The following is a 20,808-nucleotide window of genomic DNA, read 5'->3' on the forward strand; positions in this document are numbered from 1 at the left end:
ACCGCCTGTCACTGAGCGCGCGCGGCGAGCGCCAGCGCGCGCAGCGCCGTGAGCTCGTCGGCACCGTAGGCCGGCGTGCCGTCCTCGGCGCCGCGGGCGCCCGCCCGGGCCGCCGTGCCGTGCTGCAGCCGGGCACGGCCCAGCTCGTCCAGCGGGCCCGTGACGAGCACGACGTCGACGGTGTCGTCATCCTCGATGCCCTGTGCTCGGGCCAGCTCGCCGATGCGCTGGGCCGCCTCCTGCGGGTCGGCCGTCGACGCGTCGACGGCCAGCGTCACGTGGTCGAGGTCGCCCAGGTGCTCCACGCAGCCGGCCAGCAGCGCCGGATCGCGCACGACCTCGTCGGCCGCGACGCACACGACGAACGGCCGCGTCCCGCGCAGCGGCTGCTGGCCGGCGCCGTCGGGCAGCGTGCTGCGCACGGCCAGCAGCGCGGCCCGGGCCTCGTCGCCGCCCGGGTCGGTCGCCGCGGCGCGCACCGCGGCCCCCAGCGCGGCATGGACGTCGCCGGCGGACAGCAGCGCCCGGGCCTCAAGCCCCATCGCCCGTGCCTGCTCGCGTTCCTCGTCGGTGACCTCGACGAGCCGCAGGAACGGCGTGCCGGCCTCCGAGAGGGCCTCGGAGGCCAGCGTCGTGAAGGCGTCCCAGGCGCGCTCGAGGTCGGCGGGCGTCGTCTCGGGCGTGCCCAGCCGGCGCAGGAACCAGCGCTGCAGCCACAGCGACTTGCGCAACTCGCGCACGCGCACCGCGCCCTGCGACCCCAAGGACATGTTGTTGCCGTGGAAGCGGTAGGACGTCCTGGGCTCGGGCAGGTAGGCCAGCTGCGAGATCTGGGCCGTGCGCGCGCCCAGGTACCAGTCGGCCCAGGGCATCCCGTCGGGGATGGGGAAGAGCTCATCGCGCAGGCTGCCGCGCAGCATCACCGAGGAGGCCGTGACCCAGTTCTGCTCGAGCAGGCGCCCGATCTCGCGGCCCTCGGGGGGCGGCGGGCCCTCGAGCCAGGAGGCGTCGAGCACGCGCCCGGCGGCGTCGACGACCTGCATGTCGGTGTAGACGAGGCCGACCTCGGGGCGGCGTTGCAGCACCTCGACCTGGCGGCGCACCTTGTCGGGCGGCCAGACGTCGTCGGCGTCCAGGAGGGCCAGCAGCTCGCCGGTCGCGTGCCCGGCGGCCGCGTTGACGGCGCCGACCAGGCCGCGGTTGTCCTGGGAGACGAGGTGGACGCGGCCGGGGTGATCGGCGGCGACACGCGCGAGGATCGCCGCCGTGGCGTCGGTGGAGCCGTCGTCGACGACCACGACGTCGAGCCGGTCGGCCGGGTAGTCCTGGTCCAGCGCGCTGCGCAGCGCCTCCTCGACGAACGCCTCGGCGTCATGGGCGGGCATGAGGGCCGTGACGGTGGGCGACCCGCTCACGGTCGCTACCGCGCGACCGCGGCGACCAGGCGGGCCAGGTCGTCCTCGGTGTTCCAGGCGCCGACGGAGGCGCGCAGTCGTCCCGTGCCCGGCAGATGGCGGATCACGATGCCCTCGGCGGCCAGGCGGTCGCGGATCGCGATGGCCTCGTCGTCGCCCGGGGTGGACCACGCGACGAGCGTGCTGTCATCGCGGTCGACGACGTCGACGCCGCGCCCGCGCAGGTCGTCGGCCAGGCGGGCGGCCAGCGTCGCGGCCCGGGCGTGCACGCCGGCCCAGCCCGCGCCCGCGAGCACGTCGTAGGCGGCCGCCGCGGCGGCGAGCGTCGCAAGGTCCTGGGACGGTGCGTCGTAGCGGCGCGAGGTCGTGACCATCACCGCGCCGATCCCCAGGCTCGCGTCCTGCAGGCTGCCGTAGGCCGGGGCCTGCGGGGCCAGCCGCGGACCCCAGGCCGGGTCGACCCAGAGCATCCCGCAGCCCACGGGCCCGCACAGCCACTTCTGCCCCGACCCGGCGTAGAACGTCGCGCCGAGCGTGGCGACGTCGATCGGCACGGCGCCCGAGCCCTGCGCGCCGTCGAGCAGCACGGGCACGCCGCCGGCCGACACGCGGGCCAGCGCGGCGACCGGGGCGACCGCCCCGCTGTGCCAGGAGACGTGCGAGCAGGCCACCAGCCGGGTGGCCGGGCCGACCGCGTCGGCGATCTCGGCCAGCGGCACCGCGCGGAGCGTGACGCCGTGGCGGTCGCGAGCGGCGACGAGCGGGCCGAGCAGGCCCGGATGCTCGTCGTCGGCGGTCAGGATCTCGTCGCCGCCGCCCAGCGCCAGACCGCCGAGCACGCGCCCGCAGCCGTCGCTGGTGCCGGCGGTCAGGGCGACGTCGTCGGGCTCGGCGCCCAGCAGCGCGGCGTAGCGCTCGCGCAGCGCCGGGACGAGCTCGAGCACGCGCTCGTAGAACGCGCTGCTGCGGCCCTGGCGCGTGCCCAGGCGCCAGGCCTCGACGGCCGCGGCGTGCGCGGCCTGCGGGATCGGCCCGCACGTCCCGGCGTTCAGGTAGGTCGTGTGCTCCAGGACGGGGAAGGCGGCGCGGAGGCTGGCGGGATCCATCCCGTCACCCTAGACCGCCGCTCAGCGGCCGCACACGGGCCACTGCCCGGCGCCGGCGGTGGCGTACAGCGCGGCGGCGCGCCGGTCCTGCTCGGCCTCGGGCGCGGCGGCCGGGTCGCCCGAGCCGCCGACGGCCGCCCAGGTCGCGTAGGTGAACTGGTACTTGCCGCGGAACGCGCCGCCGCCGCCGATGGCGCGCGGGTCGCCGCCGGACTCGCAGGCCGCGATGGCCCGCAGGGCGGGGGAGACCCCGACGGCCGGCGCGGCGTCCCGGCGGTGCGCGGCGCGGCGGGCCTCGCGCAGGTCGCGGCGCAGCCGCCGCGCGTGGCGCTCCAGCCGGGGGGCGGGCCAGGTCGCCAGCGCGCTCGCGTAGCCGCGGCGCAGCCGGCGGCCCTCGACGTGGGCCAGGCGCCGGGCCAGGCGCACGTTGCGGACCACGAGCGGGCCCTTGGCCACGCGGGCCAGGGGCCGCATGAGGTGGCCGCCGCCGGCGGGCAGCGGGGCGGGTGCGGCGGGCACCGGCGCCGGCGCCGCGGCGGCGTGGGCGCCGGCGGCGGGCAGGGCCAGCGCGCCGGCGGCGGTGGCGAGCATGACGCGGCTGAGAGCATGGCGGGATGGCATGACGGGCTCCTTCGGACGGCCGGGCGCGGGCGCCATGGGCGCGGCGGGACCCGGCGGGTTCGGGGAAGTTCGGTTGCCGGCGGGCGGGCGGAGGAGCGTCGGTGAGACACAGGCTGTCCGCCCGGCGCAACACCGCCGGCCCGATCACGGTAGCAGCCTCGACCGAACGGGCGTTCGCCTGCGCGCGCCCGCGAGGCGGCGCGGACGCCGCCACTAGGATGCGGGGGGATGACGACGGTCACCCTCCCCGACGGCAAGCGGCTCGAGCTGGCCGACGGCGCCACCGGCGCCGACGCGGCGGCCGCGATCGGGCCCGGGCTCGCCAAGGCGGCGCTCGCGGTCAAGGTGGACGGGGCCGCGCAGGACCTGGCGCGCCCGCTGCCCGACGGTGCCGCGCTGGAGATCGTCACCGACCGCTCGGGCGACGATGCCCTGGAGCTCATCCGCCACGACACCGCCCACGTGCTGGCCGCGGCGATGCTCGAGCTCTACCCCGGGGTCAAGATCTCGATCGGCCCGGCCATCGACAACGGCTTCTACTACGACTTCGACTTCCCGGAGGGCGTGGCGTTCTCCGACGCCGACTTCGAGCGCGTCGAGGCCAGGATGCGCGAGCACGTCGAGGCCGACGAGGCCTTCGTGCGCGAGGACGTCACCGTCGAGCAGGCCCTGGAGCGCTTCCGCGGCGAGGGTCAGGACTACAAGGTCGAGCTCATCGAGGACCTCGTCGCCAACGCCCCCGACGACGCGCCGGTGACCACGGTCAGCCTCTACACCAACGGTCCGTTCACCGACCTCTGTCGCGGGCCGCACGCCCCGAGCACGAAGCGCATCGGCGCGTTCAAGCTGCAGTCGGTGGCCGGCGCCTACTGGCGGGGAGACTCCGACCGCCAGATGCTCACGCGCGTCTACGGCACGGCGTTCTTCAAGAAGAAGGAGCTCGACGCCTACCTGGCGCTGCTCGAGGAGGCCCGGGCGCGCGACCACCGCAGGCTGGGCCGCGAGCTCGGCCTGTTCACGTTCTCCGACCTGGCGCCGGGCATGCCGCTGTGGCAGCCGCCCGGCATGGCGGTGTGGAACGAGCTGACCGAGCTCTGGCGCACGGAGAACCGCCGCCGCGGCTACCGCGAGGTCAAGACGCCGATCCTGTGGGACGTCGAGTTGTTCAAGGCCAGCGGGCACTGGCAGAACTACCGCGACAACATGTACTTCACCGACGTGGAGGACCGGCCCATGGGCCTCAAGCCCATGAACTGCCCGGGCCACGTCCAGCTGTTCAAGGACCTGCGGCGCTCCTACCGCGAGCTGCCCATCCGCTTCAGCGAGCAGGGCCTCGTCCACCGCCACGAGCCCAGCGGCACCCTGCACGGGCTCATGCGCGTGCGCCACATCACCCAGGACGACGCCCACATCTTCTGCACCGAGGACCAGATCGAGGACGAGGTCGTCGGCTGCCTGGACTTCGGCTTCGACCTGTACCGGCTCTTCGGCTTCACGCCGCGGCTCGAGCTCTCGACGCGCCCGGAGAAGCGGCTGGGCTCCGACGAGACCTGGGACCACGCCGAGGCGGCCCTGCGCAACGCGCTGGACCGCCAGGGCCTGGAGTACGAGGTCAACGCGGGCGACGGCGCGTTCTACGGCCCGAAGATCGACCTGCACATGACGGACTCGCTCGGCCGCGCCTGGCAGCTGGGCACCGTCCAGCTCGACTACCAGATGCCCGAGCGCCTCGACGCGAGCTACACGGGCGCCGACAACGCCGAGCACCGGCCGGTGATGATCCACCGCGCGCTGCTGGGCTCCTTCGAGCGCTTCATCGGGATCCTCATCGAGCACTACGGCGGCGAGTTCCCGCTCTGGCTCTCGCCCGTGCAGATCGTCCTGCTGCCGATCGCCGACCGCCACGCCGAGGCCGCCGCCGCCGCGGTGGCGCGCCTGCGCGACGCCGGCGTACGGGCCGAGCTCGACGACCGCACGGAGTCGGTCGGGCGCAAGATCCGCGACGCCGAGCTGCGCAAGGTGCCCTACATGGGCGTCGTCGGCGACCGCGAGGCCGAGGCGGGCTCGGTCGCCGTGCGCCGACACGGCGAGGGCGACCAGGGGACGGTCACGCTGGACGAGCTCGTCGCCAGGCTCCTGCGCGAGATCGCCGCCCGCGGCGGCCCGGACCAGGACGCCTAGGACCGAGCGTCGGGCACCGGCGACCGCGCGAGCGGCTTGCGCTCGAGCAGGTCGGCGTCGGCCGCCGCCAGCAGCTCGGCGCCGCTGCGGCCCACGGCGTGCGTGGCCGCGCCGACCGACAGCGTGACGGGCTCGCCGCCCGGCGCCGTGCAGCGCGCGTGCACTGCGGCGGCCACGCGGGCCGCCACGTCGCGCGCCTCGGAGGCGTCGGCGCCGGTCAGCAGGACCACGAACTCGTCGCCGCCCCAGCGGAAGCACGCGTCGGGGGTGCGCACGACGTCGCGCAGCACCTCGGCGACGTCGCACAGCAGCCGGTCGCCGGCGTGGTGGCCGTGGACGTCGTTGATGCGCTTGAAGCGGTCCAGGTCGCCGACCAGCGCCGAGAGCGCGTGCCCGGTGCGCGCCACCAGGGCCACCTGCACGGTCAGTGCCTCGTCCAGCGCGCGGCGGTTGCCCAGGCCGGTCAGCGCGTCGATCCGCGCCAGCGCGTCGGCGGTGTCGCGCTGCTCGCGCAGCCGTCGCCGGATCTCGCGCAGCCGGTCGCTGTAGCCCACGCAGGCCAGCGCGAGCGTCCACATGACCCCGACGGTCGCCACGCACTCCGCCACGCGGGCGCTGTAACCGTGCTCGGTCATCCCGGGCAGGAAGACGATCGCGGTGTCCAGCACGAGCAGGACGAGCACCTGGGGGCCGGGCAGCGTCACGCCGCACCAGACCACCGACAGGATGAGGAGTTGGCTGTAGGCGCCGTGCGAGCCGGCCAGCCACTGCAGGGCGGCGAGCATGAGCGGCCCCGAGAGGCCCACGAGGAACAGCGCGCCCGGGCCCAGCAGGCGCCGGGTCAGCACCATCACGGCGCCGAGCACGAAGGCCAGCGCGAGGATCGCGACGGCCGGCACCCAGCCCGCGGCGCCCATGGCATGGGTCGGCGGGTTCAGCGCCAGCAGACCGATCGCGATGGCGCCGGCGCAGCAGTAGAGGACGCCCGCGAGACGGCTGATCAGCCGGCGGTCCAGGAGCGCGTAGTGGTCGGGTGAGGCCACGACGACCGAGCGCATCCGGACGCGCACGAGCTCCTGCATGGACCGCGGTGCCATTGCCCGTGTGGTCGACCGGGCGGTGACGCGCTGAAGCCGCCTGGACAAAGGCTGGTGAAAGCATCGGAGATCCGTCTATACTCCCTGGTGTTGAATAGCATTCCGACACCGTCGGCGCCGCAGTCTTGACGGCCCGCCGACCCACCATCTAGTGCCGGTTCCGAGAAGGTTCGACCGGCGCCCGCCCGAGCGGGACACCACCCGCGTCAACGAGCGCATCCGCGTCCCCGAGGTCCGCGTCATCGGCGATGACGGCGAGCAGATCGGGATCATGCGGACCGACGAGGCCCTGCGCATGGCGCAGGAGCGAGATCTCGACCTGGTCGAGGTGGCGGCGGAGGCCCGTCCGCCCGTCTGCCGCATCCTGGACTACTCCAAGTTCAAGTACGAGCTCGCCCAGAAGCAGAAGCAGGCGCGCAAGCACCAGCAGCAGATCGTCATCCGGGAGATCAAGTTCCGGCCGAAGATCGCCCAGCACGACTACGACACCAAGAAGGGTCACGTCGAGCGCTTCCTCCGCCACAAGGACAAGGTGAAGATCACCATCATGTTCCGTGGCCGTGAGGTGACCCACCCCGAGCGCGGGCGCATGATCCTCGACCGCTTGGCCGAGGAGCTCGTCGACCTCGCCGTCGTCGAGCAGCGGCCGAACCTCGACGGGCGCAACATGACGATGATGCTCGGTCCGAGCAAGGCCGTGTTGGCCGGCACGCTCGAGGAGGAGCAGGCCGCCGCCAAGGCCAAGGCCGACGCGGACGCCGCGCAGGCCCAGGCCGACGCGGCCGCCGCCGACGGTGCGGCTCCGGCCGAGGCCATGGCTTCGGCCGAGCCCGCCGCCGAGGCTGTGCCCGAGCCCCCGAGGCAGAGGCCGAGGCCGAGGCGCAGGCCTCCGACGCACCCGCGGTCCCGGCCGAGGCCGAGACGCGCGCCGCCGACTAGCGGCGGTCGATCAGCTCCCGAGCCCGAGGCGGTGCGCGACAGCGGCCGCCTCGGTACGGCTGCGCACGTCGAGCTTGGAGAGGATCCGCGAGACGTGGACGCTGGCCGTCTTCTCGGCCATGAACAGCTCGGCGCCGATCTCGCGGTTCGTGGCCCCGCGGGCCACGAGCGCGAGGACCTGGTGCTCGCGCGGCGTCAGCCCGAACGGGTCCTCGTCGCCGGGGGCGACCGAGCCGTCGACGGCTCCCGCCGGCGCCTGCACGGCCAGCCGGGCGCGGGCGACGAGCGCCTCCAGCTCGGCGGTCAGCCAGCCCGCGCCGAGCTCGCGCGCGGCGGCCAGGGCCAGGCGCGCGGTCTGCGCGCCGTCGTCGCGGCGGCCGTGGGCCAGGCAGGCCTCGATGCCGTGGCGCTGGGCCGCGACGGCCGGCAGCGGGCGACCGAGGTCCGTCCAGGCCTGCGCCGCCAGCAACCACGCGTCGCCGGGGTCCTCCCCCGTGGCCCGCAGCCGGTGGGCCCGGGCGGTGACGGCGTAGGCGCGCTCCAGCGGGCGGCCCGCCGCCGCGGCGGCCTCGGCGCGCGAGAGCATGATCGCCGCCCGCGCGACGGCGTCGGCCTCGGCCTCGGCGTCGCCGAGGTCGCGGGCTCGCTGGGCCAGGTCGGCCTCGATGGCCACGCCGGTGAGCGCCAGGCGGCCGAGCCGGACGGTGTCGTCGCTGCAGAACTCCAGGCGCTCCAGCGCCGCCTCCACCGCCTCGCGGGCGCACACGGGGTGGCCGTTGCGCCGGTCCAGCTCGGCTCGCAGCACGCCGGCCACGGCCACGAACTGCGGCTCGAGCGAGTCGACCAGCGGCGCCTCGACCTCTTCGAGCGAGTCGCGGGCGACGTCGTCGTCGCCGCGGCACAGCGCCAGCTCGGCGCGGCGCAGCTCGACGTTGACGCGCGTGTTGCCGCTCGTGCGGCCCGTGCTGCGCAGGTGGGCCTCGGCCTCGTCGTAGTCGCCGCGGTCGATGGCCAGCTCGGCGGCCATCGTCGGCACCCACGCGCGCCCGGGCACGCCGTCGTCGACGGCGCCCAGCGCCTCCTCGGTGACGGCCCGCGCCTCGTCGGACAGGCCGGAGAGCTGCAGCGCGTCGGCGAGGTTGACGTAGGAGATCGACAGCAGGACGAAGTCGCCGGCCGCCCGCGCCAGCGCCGCGGACTCGCGCAGCGCCGCCACGCCCTCCTCGTGGCGGTCGGTCATGATCAGCGCGAGGCCGAAGTTGTTGTAGGTCTCGGCACGCAGCAGCGCGCCGTCCGGCGTGTCGGGCAGCTGGGGGAGGACCTCCTCGGCCAGCGCGATCGTCTCGCCGTAGCGCGACTGCAGCGTCGCGAGCTTCATCCGCGAGATCGTCAGCCGGACGCGCTCGGTCGCCGGCGCGTCGTCGGGCAGCAGCCGGCGCGCGAGGTCCAGCGAGGCGCGGCTGGCCTCGCCGCGGCCCAGGCCCCACTCGGCCAGCGCGCGCTGCTGGAGCAGCAACGGTACCCGCGGGTCGTCGGGGTCGGCGGCCCGGGCCTCGCGCAGGGCCTCCTTGACCAGCGTGAGGCGCCGCCCGTCGTCGTTGTTGCGATGCGCGCGGGCGGTGCGCAGCAGCAGGTCGACGTGGTCCATGCGCCCGGCGTCGACATGGGCCTTGGGCTCCACGACGCGCTCCCACAGCTCCAGCGCGCGCTCCAGGAACTGGGCCGCGTCGGCCTCGGCGTGGGCGGCGGTCGCGGCGTCGGCGGCCCGGATCGCGGTGCGCAGCGCCTCGGGCTGGTCACCCGAGCGGTGGAAGTGGTGCGCGATCGCCGCGGCCAGGCCCGGCCCGCCGTCGCCGGGCAGCCGCGCCTCCAGCGCCCGGGCGGTCGCCCGGTGCAGCTCGGCGCGCTCGCCGGGCAGCAGGTCGTCGTAGACGACCTCGCGCAGCAGCACGTGGCGGAAGACGTAGCGGTCGTTGGCGTCGACGGCGAGCACGTGGCCGGCGATCGCGTCGCGCAGCGCCGTGCGCAGCGTCGCGTCGTCGAGGATCCCCAGCGCCTCGAGCAGCGCGTGGTCGGCGGGCTGGGCGACGGCCAGCGTGCGGACGACCTCCTGCGCGCCGGGCGGCAGGCGCTCCACGCGGACCATGAGCGCATCGCTGAGGCTCGGCGGCAGGGGCCCGGGGCCGGCGGCCAGCAGCTCCTCGACGAACAGGGCGTTGCCGTCGCTGCGGCGCACGAGGCGGTCGACGAGCTCGGGGGAGGGCTCGCTGCCGGTGACCTCGCGCGCCAGCGCGGCGATGTCCGCCGCCTGCAGGCCGCCGAGCTCGACGCGCAGCGCACGGGGCGTGCGCTCCAGCACGGCCAGCAGCGGGCGCAGCGGGTGGCGGCGGTGCAGCTCGTCGGGCCGGTAGCTCAGGGCGACGAGCACGGGCTCGTCGGCGAGGTTGCGCCCCAGGAACGAGAGGAAGTCGCGGGTCGAGCGGTCGGCCCAGTGGGCGTCCTCGACGACGAGCAGGACCGGGGCGTCGCGGGCCAGGCGGTCGATCGCGGCCAGCAGCGCCTCGAACAGCCGTCCCTGGGCCCGCGCGCGGTCGCTGTCGGACTGGCGGGCGCCGCCGTCGGCGTCGGCCAGGCCGGGCAGCAGCGCCGCAAGCTCGCGGCGGGCCTCGGCGGGCAGCTCCAGCAGCGCCGGGTCGCCCGCGCGCACGAGCGGGCGCAGCGCGCCGATGAGCGGCGCGTAGGGCAGCTCGCCCTCGCCGAGGTCGATGCACTCGCCCGTGAGCACGCGCGCCCCGTCCTCGCGGGCGGCCTCGTCCAGGGCGTCGAGCAGGCGCGTCTTGCCGACCCCGGACTCCCCGACGACGAAGGCCAGGGCCGGCAGGCCCTCGGCGGCCTGGGCCAGCGCCCCACGCAGGGCGGCGAGCTCCGCATCGCGGCCGATCAGGCGGGACATCGTGGGGGTCGAGGCCACCCGCCAAGCCTACGGCCCGGGTCAGACCGCGCCAGGATCGCGGTCTTTGTCATACTCACCGCGGGCCGGTCGCAGGGTCTCCCCCTGCCTTTCCTATACTGGCCCACCTCCGCCATGCCGAAGATGAAGACCCATTCGGGCGCCAAGAAGCGCTTCAAGCTGACCGCCAAGGGCAAGGTCAAGGCTCGCCACGCCTTCACGAGCCACATCCTCGAGAAGAAGTCGCCGAAGCACAAGCGGCACCTCGGGAAGGACTTCGTGCTGTCGCCCCATGACCAGCCGCGTGTCAAGACGATGCTGGGGGCCAAGAAGAAGTGACCCGCGTCAAGCGCGCCGTCAACGCGAAGAAGAAGCGCCGCAAGACCCTCGAGCTCACCAAGGGCTTCCGGGGCGAGGCCAACTCGAACTACAAGCGCGCGAAGGAGGCCCTCACCAAGGCCGACTCGTACGCCTACCGCGACCGCCGCAACCGCAAGCGCGACTTCCGCCGCCTGTGGATCACCCGCATCAACGCCGCCGCGCGCCTGAACGGCATGTCCTACGGCGAGTTCATCCACGGGATGAAGCTGGCCGGGATCGAGCTGGACCGCAAGGTGCTGGCCGACATCGCCGTGCGCGACCCCGAGACGTTCCGCCGATTTGCGCAGGCCGCCCGAGAGGCGTCGGCAGCCGCTGCGTAGCGACTCCACCGACACCGAAGCTCTCAAGGGCGCCGCTTCCTCAGGAACGGCGCCCTTTCTTGTTGCCGCACCCCCGCCGCACCCCGCCACGATGATCACCTCCCACCACAACCCGCTGCTCAAGGACATCCGCCGCCTCCAGGCGCGGCGCGAGCGCGGGCGCTTCGTGGCCGAGGGGGAGGACCTGCTCGCCGCGGCCGCGGCCGCGGGGTGGGACCCCGTGCACCTGCTGCGCGCCGGCGTCGAGGTCAGCGAGGACGCGCTGGGGCGCATCTCGGGCCTGGCGTCGGGCACCCGCGCCCTGGGCGTCTTCGAGGAGCGCTGGGCCGCGCCGTCGGGGCCGCTGTGCGTGGCGCTGTGGGGGATCAGGGACCCCGGCAACGTCGGCACGGTGCTGCGCGGGGCGCAGGCCTTCGGCGCGGCGTGCGTCGCGCTGGGCCCCGACACCGCCGACCCCTACGGCCCGAAGGCCGTGCGCGCCTCGATGGGCGCGATCTTCGGCGTCCCGGTCGCGCGCGTGGCCTCCGTGGACGAGCTGCCCGGCCTGCGCGTCGCGCTGGACGCCCGCCGCGGCGAGCCGCTGCGCGCGCTGGCCGCCGGGGCCCGGGCCCAGGACGTCACCGTCGTCGTCGGGGCGGAGCGCGCCGGGCTGCCGGCGGAGGTCGTGGCGGCCTGCGATCGCGCGGCGCACATCCCCATCGCCAGCGAGTCGCTGAACGCCGCGATGGCGGCCACGCTGGCCATGTATGAACTGTCTAGGGTCCCGGAGGCCTGATGCTCGACCGCATCGAGACGATCCACGAGGAGGGGCTGGCGGCGATCGACGCCGCGGCCACCACCGACGCGCTCGAGGAGCTGCGCGTCCGCTACCTCGGGCGCAAGGCCGAGCTGCCCAACCTGCTGCGGGGCGTCGGCGAGCTGCCGGCCGACCAGCGCGGGGTGGTCGGCAAGCGCGCCAACGAAGTGCGCCGCGGCCTGGAGGAGCGCCTGGACGCCGCGCGCGAGCGCCTGGACGCGGCTGAGCTCGACGTGCGCCTGGTCGCCGACCGCGTCGACGTCACGCTGCCCGGCGACCCGGCGCAGCCCGTCGGGCGCCTGCACCTCATCACCCAGACCTGGCGCGAGATCGAGGACGTCTTCGTCGGCCTGGGCTTCACGGTGATGGAGGGTCCCGAGGTCGAGACCGTCCACTACAACTTCGACGCGCTGAACCACAGCCCGACGCACCCGGCCCGCGCGCCGACCGACACGTTCTACGTCGCCGACGACGTCGTGCTGCGCACGCACACCTCGCCGATGCAGGTGCGCGCGATGGAGGCCCATCCGCCGCCGCTGTACGTCGTGATCCCCGGGCGGGTCTACCGGCGCGACAGCGACGCGACGCACACCCCGCAGTTCCACCAGGTCGAGGGGCTGGCCGTGGACTCCGACATCACGCTGGCCGACCTGAAGGGCACGCTGCTGGAGTTCTCCCGCGCGATCTTCGGCGACGAGCGCGATGTGCGCCTGCGCGGCCACTTCTTCCCGTTCACCGAACCCAGCGTCGAGGTCGACGTCTCGTGCTTCAACTGCACCGAGGGCTGGATGAAGGACGGCTCGCGCTGCCCGCTGTGCCGCGGCGAGGGCTGGATCGAGATCCTCGGCGCCGGCGAGGTGGACCCCAACGTGTACTCCTACGTCGACGACGATCGCTACGACCCCGAGCAGGTGCAGGGCTTCGCGTGGGGGATGGGCATCGAGCGCATCGCCTTCCTCAAGCACGGCGTGGCCGACCTGCGGTTGTTCTATGAGAACGACCTGCGCTTCCTGGAGCAGTTCGGATGAGGGTCCCGTACGCCTGGCTGCGCGCCTATTGCGCGCCCGACATCGGCCTGTCCGAGCTCGAGGAGCGCCTCACGCTCTCGGGCACGAAGGTCGAGGCGGTCCACCACCACGGCGTCGGCGGCCCCGACGGCTTCGTCGTCGGCAAGGTCCTGAGCGCGGAGCAGCACCCCGACGCCGACCGGCTGAAGGTGTGCATCGTCGACGTGGGGGAGGACGAGCCCGCCCAGATCGTCTGCGGGGCGCCCAACGTCGCCGCGGGGCAGACCGTCGCGGTCGCGCGGCCGGGCGCGGTCATGCCCGACGGCACGAGGCTGAAGAAGGCCAGGCTGCGCGGCCAGGAGTCGGCGGGGATGATCCTCGCCGAGGACGAGCTCGCCATCGGGGGCGACCACAGCGGGATCATGGTCCTCGACGACGCGCCGGCCGCCGGCGCGCCGCTGGTCGACGTGCTGCCGATCCTCGACGAGGTCATCGAGTTCGAGATCACGCCCAACCGGCCCGACTGCCTCGGCATCTACGGGATCGCCCGCGAGGTCCACGCCGCCACGGGCGCGCTGCTGGCGCCGCCGCCATGGGCGCACGACCCGGGCAGCACCGGGCCCGTGGACGCCGCCGCGATCACCATCGACGCGCCCGACCTCTGCCCGCGCTTCACCGCTCGGGTCTTCGAGGGCGTCACGATCGGCCCCTCGCCGGGCTGGCTGAAGGCGCGCCTGACCGCCGCCGGCATGCGCCCCATCAACAACGTCGTCGACATCACCAACTACGTGATGCTCGAGACCGGCCACCCGCTGCACGCGTTCGACCTCGACCGCGTGGCGGGCGGGACGCTCACGGTGCGCCGCGCGCGCGACGGCGAGCCCGTCGAGACGCTCGACGGCCAGACCCGCGTCCTGGACGCCGAGATGCTGGTCATCGAGGACGCCGAAGGTCCCACCTCCATCGCCGGCGTCATGGGCGGCGCGCGCTCGGAGGTCTCCGACACCACGACGCGCGTCCTGCTCGAGGTCGCCTCCTGGGTGGGCCCGAACATCCACCGAACCTCGACGCGGCTGGGGCTGCGCAGCGAGGCCTCCGGGCGCTTCGAGAAGGGGCTGGCGCCCGAGCAGGCCATGGAGGCCCAGCAGGCCGCCACGCGGCTCATGCTCGAGCTGACGGGCGCGACGGTCGCGCCCGGCACGATCGACGTCGGCCCGTTCGCCGAGGAGCCGTGGCCGACCCCGACGCTGCGCCTGCGCGAGCAGAAGGTGCAGGCGCTGCTGGGCATGCCGATCCCGCGTGCCCGCCAGACGACGCTGCTGCACGCGCTTGGCTTCGCGACGGCGGACGCCGACGACGGGCTCGACGTCACCGTGCCCGGCTTCCGGCGCAACGACGTCTCGCGCGAGGCCGACCTCATCGAGGAGGTCGGCCGCTTCGACCTGGACCGGCTGCCCGCCACGCTGCCCAAGCGCCGCGGCGCCGCCGGGCGCATGTCGACGGCCCAGCGCCTGCGCCGCCGCGCCGTCGACGCCGTCGTCGGGCGCGGCGCCCACGAGATCGTGGGCTGGAGCTTCACCGAGCCCGCCGTGGCCGATCGGCTGCGGCTGGGCGAGGACGACCCGCGCCGGCGCTTCGTGGCGATGACCAACCCGATGAGCGAGGACCACGCGGTCCTGCGCACGACGCTGCTCGGGTCGCTGCTGGACGCGGCGCGCCACAACGCCGCGCGCGGCGCAGGCGACCTCGCGCTGTTCGAGCAGGGCGCGGTGTACGTGGCGAGTCGGGCCCACCCACCCACGGCGCTGCCGCACGAGCACCGTGCGCTCGGCGCGCTGCTGCACGGCCGCACCGCCCCGGCGACGTGGCGCACGCGCGAGCCCGCGCGCGCGGACTTCTTCGCCGCCAAGGGCCTGCTCGCCGCGGTCCTGGACACGCTGCGCGTCGCCTGGTCGGTCGAGCCGGCCGCCGAGCCGTTCCTGCACCCCGGCCGCAGCGCCGAGGTCTGGGTCGGCGACGGCGTCGTGGGCTGGGTCGGCGAGCTGCACCCGCTCGTGGCGCGGGCCTGGGACCTCGAGGACGTCGCGGTCTTCGAGATCGACCTCGACCGCGTCGTGGCCGCCGCCGACGCCGTCCCGACCTACCGCGACCTCACGAGCTTCCCGCCCGTGCGCCAGGACCTGGCCGTCGTCGTCGACGACGACGTCGCGGCCTCCGACCTCGTCTCGGCCGCCCGCGCCGCCGGGCTGAAGAGCGGCCTCGTGCACGGCATCGAGGTCGTCGACGTCTACCGGGGCGCGCAGCTCGGCGAGGGGCGCAAGTCGCTGCTGCTGGCGCTCACGTTCCAGGCGCCGGACCGCACGCTGACCGACGAGGACGTCGCGCCCGTGCGCGAGCGGATCGTCGCGGCGCTGGCCGCCGAGGGCGGTGAGCTGCGTGGCTGACGCCGGCCCGCGGGTGCTCGTGGCGGGCGCGTCGGGCTTCGCCGGCGCGCTGGCCGCCCGGCTCGTCGAGCGTCACCCGCGCTTCGTGCTGGGCCCGGTGACCTCGCGCAGCGACGCGGGCACGTCGCTGGACGTCCTCTATCCCCACCACCGCGTCGGCCGCGAGCTGGAGGTCCTCGACCTCGACCGCCACGGCGACGTGGACGCGGCGATCGTCGCCTACCCGCACGGCGCCTCGGCGCCCGTCGTCGCCGAGCTGCTCGGCCGCGGCGTCAAGGTCGTCGACCTCAGCGCCGACTTCCGGCTGCGCGACCTGGCCGTCTACGAGGAGTACTACGTCCCGCACCCGCATCCCGAGCTGCTGGGCGACGCGGTGTACGGGCTGCCCGAGCTCTACCGCGACGCGCTGCGCGGCACGTCGCTGGTCGCCGGACCGGGCTGCTACCCGACCGCCGCGATCCTGACCCTCGCGCCGCTGGCGCGCGCGGGGCTGCTGGACGACGTCGTCATCGACGCGAAGTCCGGCGTCTCCGGCGCGGGGCGCGCCGCGACCGCCAAGACCCATTTCGTCTCCGTCGACGAGAACGTCTCGCCCTACGGCGTCGGCACCCACCGCCACGCGCCGGAGATCGACCAGGAGCTCGGCGCGCTCGGCGCGCCCGTGACCGTCACGTTCACGCCGCACCTCGTGCCGCTGGACCAGGGCGAGCTCGTGTCCTGCTATGTCCGCGTCGCCGGCGACGCCGAGCCCGGCGACATCGTCGCCCTCTACGAGCAGGCCTACGCGGGCGAGCCGTTCGTCGAGCTGTCCTCGCGCCCGCCGGGCGTGCGCGACGTGCGCGAGACCAACGTGTGCCGCATCCACGTCACGATCGACCCGCGGTCGCGCAAGGTCCTGGCCTTCGGCGCGATCGACAACCTGTGGAAGGGCACGTCCTCGCAGGCCGTCCAGTCGCTGAACCTCATGTTCGGCTTCGGCGAGACCGAGGGCCTGGCATGAGCGAGGCGCGGCCGTTCTTCTCCTCGCGCTGGGTCGACGTGCCCGACTCCGTGGGGTGGCTGCCCGGGCACGGGCTGCCGCAGGGCTTCCGGGCCGCCGGCGTCGCGGCGGGGATCAAGAAGGAATCCCATCCACCTCGCCTGGATGTGGGGCTCATGGTCTCCGACGAGGAGGCCACGACGAGCGCCGCGCGCTTCACGCGCTCGGGCACCGCGGCGCCACCCGTGCTCGTCACCCGTGACCGCGCGCGCCTGGACGCCCTGCGCGTCGTGGCCGTCAACTCGGGCAACGCCAACGCCGCCACGGGCCGGCCCGGCATGGACGAGGCGGCGCGCATGCAGGGCGCCGGGGCGATGATGGGCCGCACGGCCGAGGACCGCGTCGCGGTCTGCTCGACCGGGGTCATCGGCGTCCAGCTCGACGGCGCCAAGGTCGTACGCGGCCTGCTCGCGGCGGGCAAGGCGCTGCGCCCCGACGGCGACGGCGACTTCCAGCAGGCGATCATGACGACCGACCTGTTCGAGAAGCGCGCGACGCTGGAGGTCGACCTGCCCGGCGGCACCGTGCGCCTCAGCGCCCAGGCCAAGGGCGCGGGAATGATCCAGCCGTCCTTCGCGACGATGCTGTGCTTCGTGCAGACCGACGCGGTCGTGGCGGCCGAGACGGCCGACCTGCTGCTCGGCGTCTGCGTCAAGCGCTCCTTCGACCGCATCTCGGTCGACGGCCAGCTCTCGACCAACGACACCGCGATCCTGCAGTGCAGCGGCGCCTCGGGCGTCGTCGTGGAGCCCGAATCCGAGTCCGAGCTCATCTTCGGCCAGGCGCTGGATGCGCTGCTGCGCCAGCTCGCGCTGGACATCGCCCGCGACGGCGAGGGCGCCCGGCGCGTCGGACGCGTCGTCGTGCGCGGCGGCCACGGCCCCAACGTCGAGCGCACCGCCCGGGCGGTGGCCAACTCGCCGCTGGTCAAGACCGCGCTGTACGGCGGCGACCCCAACTGGGGCCGGATCGTGCAGGCCGTCGGCCTCGCGCTGCCGGACACCGCGCCGCTGGCCGTCGACGTGACGATCGAGGGCGTGCAGGTCTGCGTGGCCGGCAGCGCGGTGGGCCACGACGCCGACGCCCTCGCGGCGCGGGTGGCCGGCGACGAGGTCGAGTACGCCATCGGCCTGCCGGGCGACGGGTTCGAGACCGAGGTCTTCTTCAGCGACCTCGGCTACGACTACATCAAGATCAACGCGGAGTACACGACGTGAGAGACGTCAGCACGCTCCTGGAGGCGCTCCCCTACATCCGGGAGTTCCACGGGCGCACCGTCGTCATCAAGTACGGCGGGGCGGCGATGGAGGACCCCGAGCTGCGCGAGGACTTCGCACGCGACGTCGTGCTGCTCAAGTACGTGGGGATGAACCCGATCGTCGTGCACGGCGGCGGCCCCGACATCACGTCCTATATGGAGCGCCTCGGCCTGCCGGTGGAGTTCGTCGGCGGGCTGCGCGTCAGCGACCCGGCCACCGTCGAGGTCGCCAAGATGGTCCTGGTCGGCAAGGTCAACAAGGACATCGTGGGGCGGATCAACCGCCACGGCCAGGCGGCGATCGGCCTCAGCGGCGACGACGGCCGCCTGTTCGTCTGCGAGCGCACCTCGGCGCCGGGCGGCCAGGACGTCGGCTTCGTCGGGCGCATCGCCAAGGTCAACACGGAGCTGCTGCAGCACATCGCCGGCGACTACATCCCGGTCATCGCGTCGGTCGGGGCCGACCGCGAGGGCAACTCCTACAACGTCAACGCCGACGAGGCGGCCGGGGCGGTGGCCCGCGCGCTCAAGGCCTACAAGGTGCTGTTCCTCACCGACGTCTCGGGCTGGCTGGCCGACCCGTCGGACCCCTCGTCGCGGATCTCCCAGGCCGACGCCGACACGGTGGAGGAGGCGCTGGGCACGATCGCCGGGGGCATGCGCCCCAAGCTGCAGGCCTGCATCGACGCCATCCACGGCGGCGTGACGGCCGCCCACATCGTCGACGGCCGCCTCCCACACTCGATCATCCTCGAGCTCTTCACGAACGAGGGCATCGGGACGAAGATCCGGGCGGCCTCATGAGCGACCCGGGCGCCGTCGCGCGCGACGCCTTCCTCGTCCCGGCCTACGCCCGCCAGCCCGTGGAGTTCGTCCGGGGGGAGGGCGCGCGGCTGTGGGACGCCGACGGCGCCGAGTACCTCGACGTGCAGACCGGGCTGGCCGTCAACTCCGTCGGGCACTGCCACCCGAAGGTCGTGGCGGCGATCACCGAGCAGGCCGCCCGGCTCATCCACGTCGGCAACCTCTTCCACACCGCCCCGGGGGAGGAGCTGGCGCGCCGCCTGGCGCAGTCCTCGCTGGGCGGCCGCGTGCACTACGCCAACTCGGGCACCGAGGCCAACGAGGCCGCGATCAAGATGGCCCGCAAGGCCCGGCGCGGGGGCCGGATCGTCTCCGTGCACCGCGGCTTCCACGGCCGCACCTACGGGTCGCTGTCGGCCACGCCGCAGGAGTCCAAGCAGGCGCCGTTCGCCCCGCTGGTGCCCGGCTTCGAGGCCGTGGCGCCCACGGCCGACGCCATCCGCGCCGCGGTCGACACCTCCACCGCCGCGCTGCTGCTCGAGCCCGTCCAGGGCGAGAGCGGCGTCTACGAGCTCGGCGCCGAGGTCCTGCACGCCGCGCGCGAGGCCTGCGACGCGGCCGGCGCCGCGCTGATCTTCGACGAGGTGCAGTGCGGCCTCGGGCGCACCGGCACGCTGTGGGCCCACCAGCACGAGGGCGTCGTCCCCGACCTCATGACGGTCGCCAAGGCGCTCGGCGGCGGGCTGCCCATCGGGGCCGTGATCACCAACGAGCGCTTCGCCGAGGGCTTCGAGCCCGGCGACCACGGCTCGACGTTCGCCGGCGGCCCCGTGGCCTGCTCGGCGGGCCTGGCGGTCCTGGACGTCGTCGAGGACCCCGCGCTGCTGCAGCGCGTGCGCGACCTCGGCGAGCACGCCCGCCACGCCCTCGCCGAGCTGCCCGGCGTCATCGAGGTCCGTGGCCGCGGCCTCATGCTGGCCGCCGAGCTCGATCCCGCGCGCACCGAGCCCGCGACCGACCTCGTCGGCCGGGCCCTGCGCGAGGAGCGGCTGGTGCTCAACGCCACCGGCCCGACCACGCTGCGCCTGCTTCCGCCCCTGACCATCACCGACGCGCAGCTCGACGACGCCCTCGCCCGGCTCGCGCGCCTCCTCGACCCCCAAGAGAGCCGATGACCGACGACGACCAGCTCCTGCACCCCCACGAGCCCGCCGCCTCCTACCTCGCGCGGCCCGACCAGGTCGGCCGCGTCTGCCTGCTGTACTCCGGCGGCCTGGACACGAGCGTGATGCTCAAGTGGATCCAGGACGAGTACGAGGCCGAGGTCGTGGCCCTGACGATCAACCTCGGCCAGCCCGGCGAGGACTACGACGTCGTCCGCGAGAAGGCCCTGCGCCTCGGCGCCGTGGACGCCCGCGTCATCGACGCGCGCGAGGAGTTCGCCCGCGACTTCATCGTGCCGGCGATCAAGGCCAACGCCATCTATGGCCTCAACTACCCGCTGTTCACCGCGCTGGGGCGCCCGCTCATCGCCAAGATCGCCGTCGAGATCGCGCGCGAGACCGGCTGCGACACGATCGCCCACGGCTGCACGGGCAAGGGCAACGACCAGGTCCGCATCGACGGCACCGTCGCCACGCTGGCGCCCGAGCTGAAGATCATCGCGCCCGTCCGCGACTGGAAGATGGGCCGCGACGAGGAGATCGCCTACGCCCGCGAGCACAACATCCCGGTCAAGGGCGGCACGGAGACCGCGCCGTACTCCATCGACGACAACCTGTGGGGCCGCTCCTCGGAGGGCAGGTGGATCGAGGAGCTCGACCACGCGCCCGACGACGACGTCTTCCAGCTCGTCACGCGCCCCGAGGAGGCGCCCGACGAGGCCGAGGTCGTCACCATCGGCTTCGAGGCCGGCGTGCCCGTGTCGGTCAACGGGCAGGCCATGGACATCGTGTCGCTCATCGAGACGGTCGCCGAGCTGGGCATGAAGCACGGCGTCGGGATCGTCGACCACATCGAGGACCGGATCGTCGGCCTCAAGGTGCGTGACATCTACGAGGTCCCCGCCGCGGCGATCCTCCTGCCCGCGCACGCCGAGCTCGAGCGCCTGGTCGGCACGATCCACCAGAACCGCTTCAAGCCCGGCATCGACCAGCAGTGGGCCTACCTCGTGTACGCGGGCCTGTGGTGGGAGCCCCTGCGCAGCGACCTTGACGCCTACATCGACGAGGTCAACCGGTTCGTGACCGGCACGATCGGGATGAAGCTCTACAAGGGCATGGCCCGCGTGGTGACCCGTGAGTCGCCCAACGCGGTCTACGATGCGCAGCTCGCGACCTTCTCGGAGTCCGGCGGGCTCTTCTCCCAGCAGGCGTCGCCGGGCTTCATCGAGCTGTGGTCGCTGCAGTCGCGCCTCGCGTGGCGGCTGCGTAACGAGGACCGCGGGTAAG

General features: G+C 74.5%; 16 protein-coding genes and 1 pseudogene. 12 read left to right on the forward strand and 5 right to left on the reverse strand.

The annotated features are described in order from the left end of the window. Positions 1 to 8: 8 nt before the first annotated feature. Genes FSW04_RS15375 through FSW04_RS26140 form a run of 3 tightly spaced genes read right to left on the reverse strand, consistent with a single transcriptional unit; the run spans position 9 to position 3,112 of the window. The gene (locus tag FSW04_RS15375; protein WP_146920780.1) at positions 9 to 1,385 is read right to left on the reverse strand and encodes a glycosyltransferase; all 1,377 of its coding nucleotides are present in this window, start codon (positions 1,383 to 1,385) and stop codon (positions 9 to 11) included. A gap of 35 nt (positions 1,386 to 1,420) precedes the next feature. After that, positions 1,421 to 2,521, reverse strand: coding sequence for an aminotransferase class V-fold PLP-dependent enzyme (locus tag FSW04_RS15380; protein WP_146920782.1), 1,101 nt, complete (start codon positions 2,519 to 2,521; stop codon positions 1,421 to 1,423). A gap of 21 nt (positions 2,522 to 2,542) precedes the next feature. Further along, on the reverse strand, positions 2,543 to 3,112 hold the full coding sequence (locus FSW04_RS26140) for a transglycosylase family protein (RefSeq protein WP_228430490.1): 570 nt from the start codon (positions 3,110 to 3,112) through the stop codon (positions 2,543 to 2,545). Between the two features lie 258 nt (positions 3,113 to 3,370). Here FSW04_RS26140 and thrS point away from each other — a divergent pair, with 258 nt between their 5' ends. Then, positions 3,371 to 5,323, forward strand: coding sequence for a threonine--tRNA ligase (gene thrS / locus FSW04_RS15390; RefSeq protein WP_146920784.1), 1,953 nt, complete (start codon positions 3,371 to 3,373; stop codon positions 5,321 to 5,323). On the opposite strand, the gene FSW04_RS15395 is transcribed toward thrS, so the two are convergent. Further along, positions 5,320 to 6,420, reverse strand: a complete 1,101-nt coding sequence (locus tag FSW04_RS15395) for a GGDEF domain-containing protein (RefSeq protein ID WP_146920786.1) — start codon at positions 6,418 to 6,420, stop codon at positions 5,320 to 5,322. The genes thrS and FSW04_RS15395 overlap by 4 nt on opposite strands. A gap of 151 nt (positions 6,421 to 6,571) precedes the next feature. Between FSW04_RS15395 and infC the strand changes: the two are divergent. Then, positions 6,572 to 7,054, forward strand: a pseudogene (infC, locus tag FSW04_RS28570) (translation initiation factor IF-3); the annotation flags it as partial. Positions 7,055 to 7,369: 315 nt separating this feature from the next. Here infC and FSW04_RS15405 read toward each other — a convergent pair. Next, entirely contained in the window at positions 7,370 to 10,330 is a 2,961-nt protein-coding gene (locus FSW04_RS15405; protein ID WP_146920788.1) for a helix-turn-helix transcriptional regulator, read from the reverse strand. Positions 10,331 to 10,453: 123 nt separating this feature from the next. Between FSW04_RS15405 and rpmI the strand changes: the two genes are divergently transcribed. The 10 genes from rpmI (at position 10,454) to FSW04_RS15455 (ending at position 20,807) form a co-directional block, all read left to right on the forward strand. Beyond that, positions 10,454 to 10,648: a 50S ribosomal protein L35 gene (gene rpmI, locus FSW04_RS15410; protein ID WP_321167657.1), complete on the forward strand. Its 195-nt coding sequence runs from the start codon at positions 10,454 to 10,456 to the stop codon at positions 10,646 to 10,648. Further along, complete coding sequence (gene rplT / locus FSW04_RS15415; RefSeq protein WP_146920791.1) at positions 10,645 to 11,010, forward strand: 50S ribosomal protein L20; 366 nt, start codon at positions 10,645 to 10,647, stop codon at positions 11,008 to 11,010. Before rpmI ends, rplT begins: the two co-directional genes overlap by 4 nt. A gap of 91 nt (positions 11,011 to 11,101) precedes the next feature. Next, on the forward strand, positions 11,102 to 11,785 hold the full coding sequence (locus tag FSW04_RS15420) for a TrmH family RNA methyltransferase (protein ID WP_146920793.1): 684 nt from the start codon (positions 11,102 to 11,104) through the stop codon (positions 11,783 to 11,785). Next, complete coding sequence (gene pheS, locus FSW04_RS15425; protein WP_146920795.1) at positions 11,785 to 12,834, forward strand: phenylalanine--tRNA ligase subunit alpha; 1,050 nt, start codon at positions 11,785 to 11,787, stop codon at positions 12,832 to 12,834. Before FSW04_RS15420 ends, pheS begins: the two co-directional genes overlap by 1 nt. Beyond that, positions 12,831 to 15,257 carry a phenylalanine--tRNA ligase subunit beta gene (gene pheT, locus FSW04_RS15430; RefSeq protein WP_146920797.1) on the forward strand — a complete coding sequence of 809 codons (2,427 nt, stop codon included), beginning with the start codon at positions 12,831 to 12,833 and terminating at the stop codon, positions 15,255 to 15,257. The genes pheS and pheT overlap by 4 nt, the downstream gene beginning before the upstream one ends. Further along, on the forward strand, positions 15,250 to 16,257 hold the full coding sequence (argC, locus tag FSW04_RS15435) for an N-acetyl-gamma-glutamyl-phosphate reductase (protein WP_146920800.1): 1,008 nt from the start codon (positions 15,250 to 15,252) through the stop codon (positions 16,255 to 16,257). Before pheT ends, argC begins: the two co-directional genes overlap by 8 nt. Beyond that, positions 16,254 to 17,513: a bifunctional glutamate N-acetyltransferase/amino-acid acetyltransferase ArgJ gene (gene argJ / locus FSW04_RS15440; protein WP_146920802.1), complete on the forward strand. Its 1,260-nt coding sequence runs from the start codon at positions 16,254 to 16,256 to the stop codon at positions 17,511 to 17,513. Before argC ends, argJ begins: the two co-directional genes overlap by 4 nt. Beyond that, entirely contained in the window at positions 17,510 to 18,358 is an 849-nt protein-coding gene (gene argB / locus FSW04_RS15445) for an acetylglutamate kinase (RefSeq protein WP_228430492.1), read from the forward strand. The genes argJ and argB overlap by 4 nt, the downstream gene beginning before the upstream one ends. Next, on the forward strand, positions 18,355 to 19,533 hold the full coding sequence (locus FSW04_RS15450) for an aspartate aminotransferase family protein (protein ID WP_146920804.1): 1,179 nt from the start codon (positions 18,355 to 18,357) through the stop codon (positions 19,531 to 19,533). The genes argB and FSW04_RS15450 overlap by 4 nt, the downstream gene beginning before the upstream one ends. Then, complete coding sequence (locus FSW04_RS15455) at positions 19,530 to 20,807, forward strand: argininosuccinate synthase (protein WP_146920806.1); 1,278 nt, start codon at positions 19,530 to 19,532, stop codon at positions 20,805 to 20,807. The genes FSW04_RS15450 and FSW04_RS15455 overlap by 4 nt, the downstream gene beginning before the upstream one ends. The last annotated feature ends 1 nt before the right edge of the window (position 20,808 follow it).

Source organism: Baekduia soli, from assembly GCF_007970665.1.
In the GTDB taxonomy this organism is placed as follows: domain Bacteria; phylum Actinomycetota; class Thermoleophilia; order Solirubrobacterales; family Solirubrobacteraceae; genus Baekduia; species Baekduia soli.

Coding starts and splice junctions, on each gene's coding strand:
- FSW04_RS15375 (WP_146920780.1), bottom strand. CDS start 1,385: ATGCCCGCCCATGACGCCGAGGCGTTCGTCGAGGAGGCGCTGCGCAGC.
- FSW04_RS15380 (WP_146920782.1), bottom strand. CDS start 2,521: ATGGATCCCGCCAGCCTCCGCGCCGCCTTCCCCGTCCTGGAGCACACG.
- FSW04_RS26140 (WP_228430490.1), bottom strand. CDS start 3,112: ATGCTCGCCACCGCCGCCGGCGCGCTGGCCCTGCCCGCCGCCGGCGCC.
- thrS (WP_146920784.1), top strand. CDS start 3,371: ATGACGACGGTCACCCTCCCCGACGGCAAGCGGCTCGAGCTGGCCGAC.
- FSW04_RS15395 (WP_146920786.1), bottom strand. CDS start 6,420: ATGGCACCGCGGTCCATGCAGGAGCTCGTGCGCGTCCGGATGCGCTCG.
- rpmI (WP_321167657.1), top strand. CDS start 10,454: ATGAAGACCCATTCGGGCGCCAAGAAGCGCTTCAAGCTGACCGCCAAG.
- FSW04_RS15420 (WP_146920793.1), top strand. CDS start 11,102: ATGATCACCTCCCACCACAACCCGCTGCTCAAGGACATCCGCCGCCTC.
- pheS (WP_146920795.1), top strand. CDS start 11,785: ATGCTCGACCGCATCGAGACGATCCACGAGGAGGGGCTGGCGGCGATC.
- pheT (WP_146920797.1), top strand. CDS start 12,831: ATGAGGGTCCCGTACGCCTGGCTGCGCGCCTATTGCGCGCCCGACATC.
- argJ (WP_146920802.1), top strand. CDS start 16,254: ATGAGCGAGGCGCGGCCGTTCTTCTCCTCGCGCTGGGTCGACGTGCCC.
- FSW04_RS15450 (WP_146920804.1), top strand. CDS start 18,355: ATGAGCGACCCGGGCGCCGTCGCGCGCGACGCCTTCCTCGTCCCGGCC.
- FSW04_RS15455 (WP_146920806.1), top strand. CDS start 19,530: ATGACCGACGACGACCAGCTCCTGCACCCCCACGAGCCCGCCGCCTCC.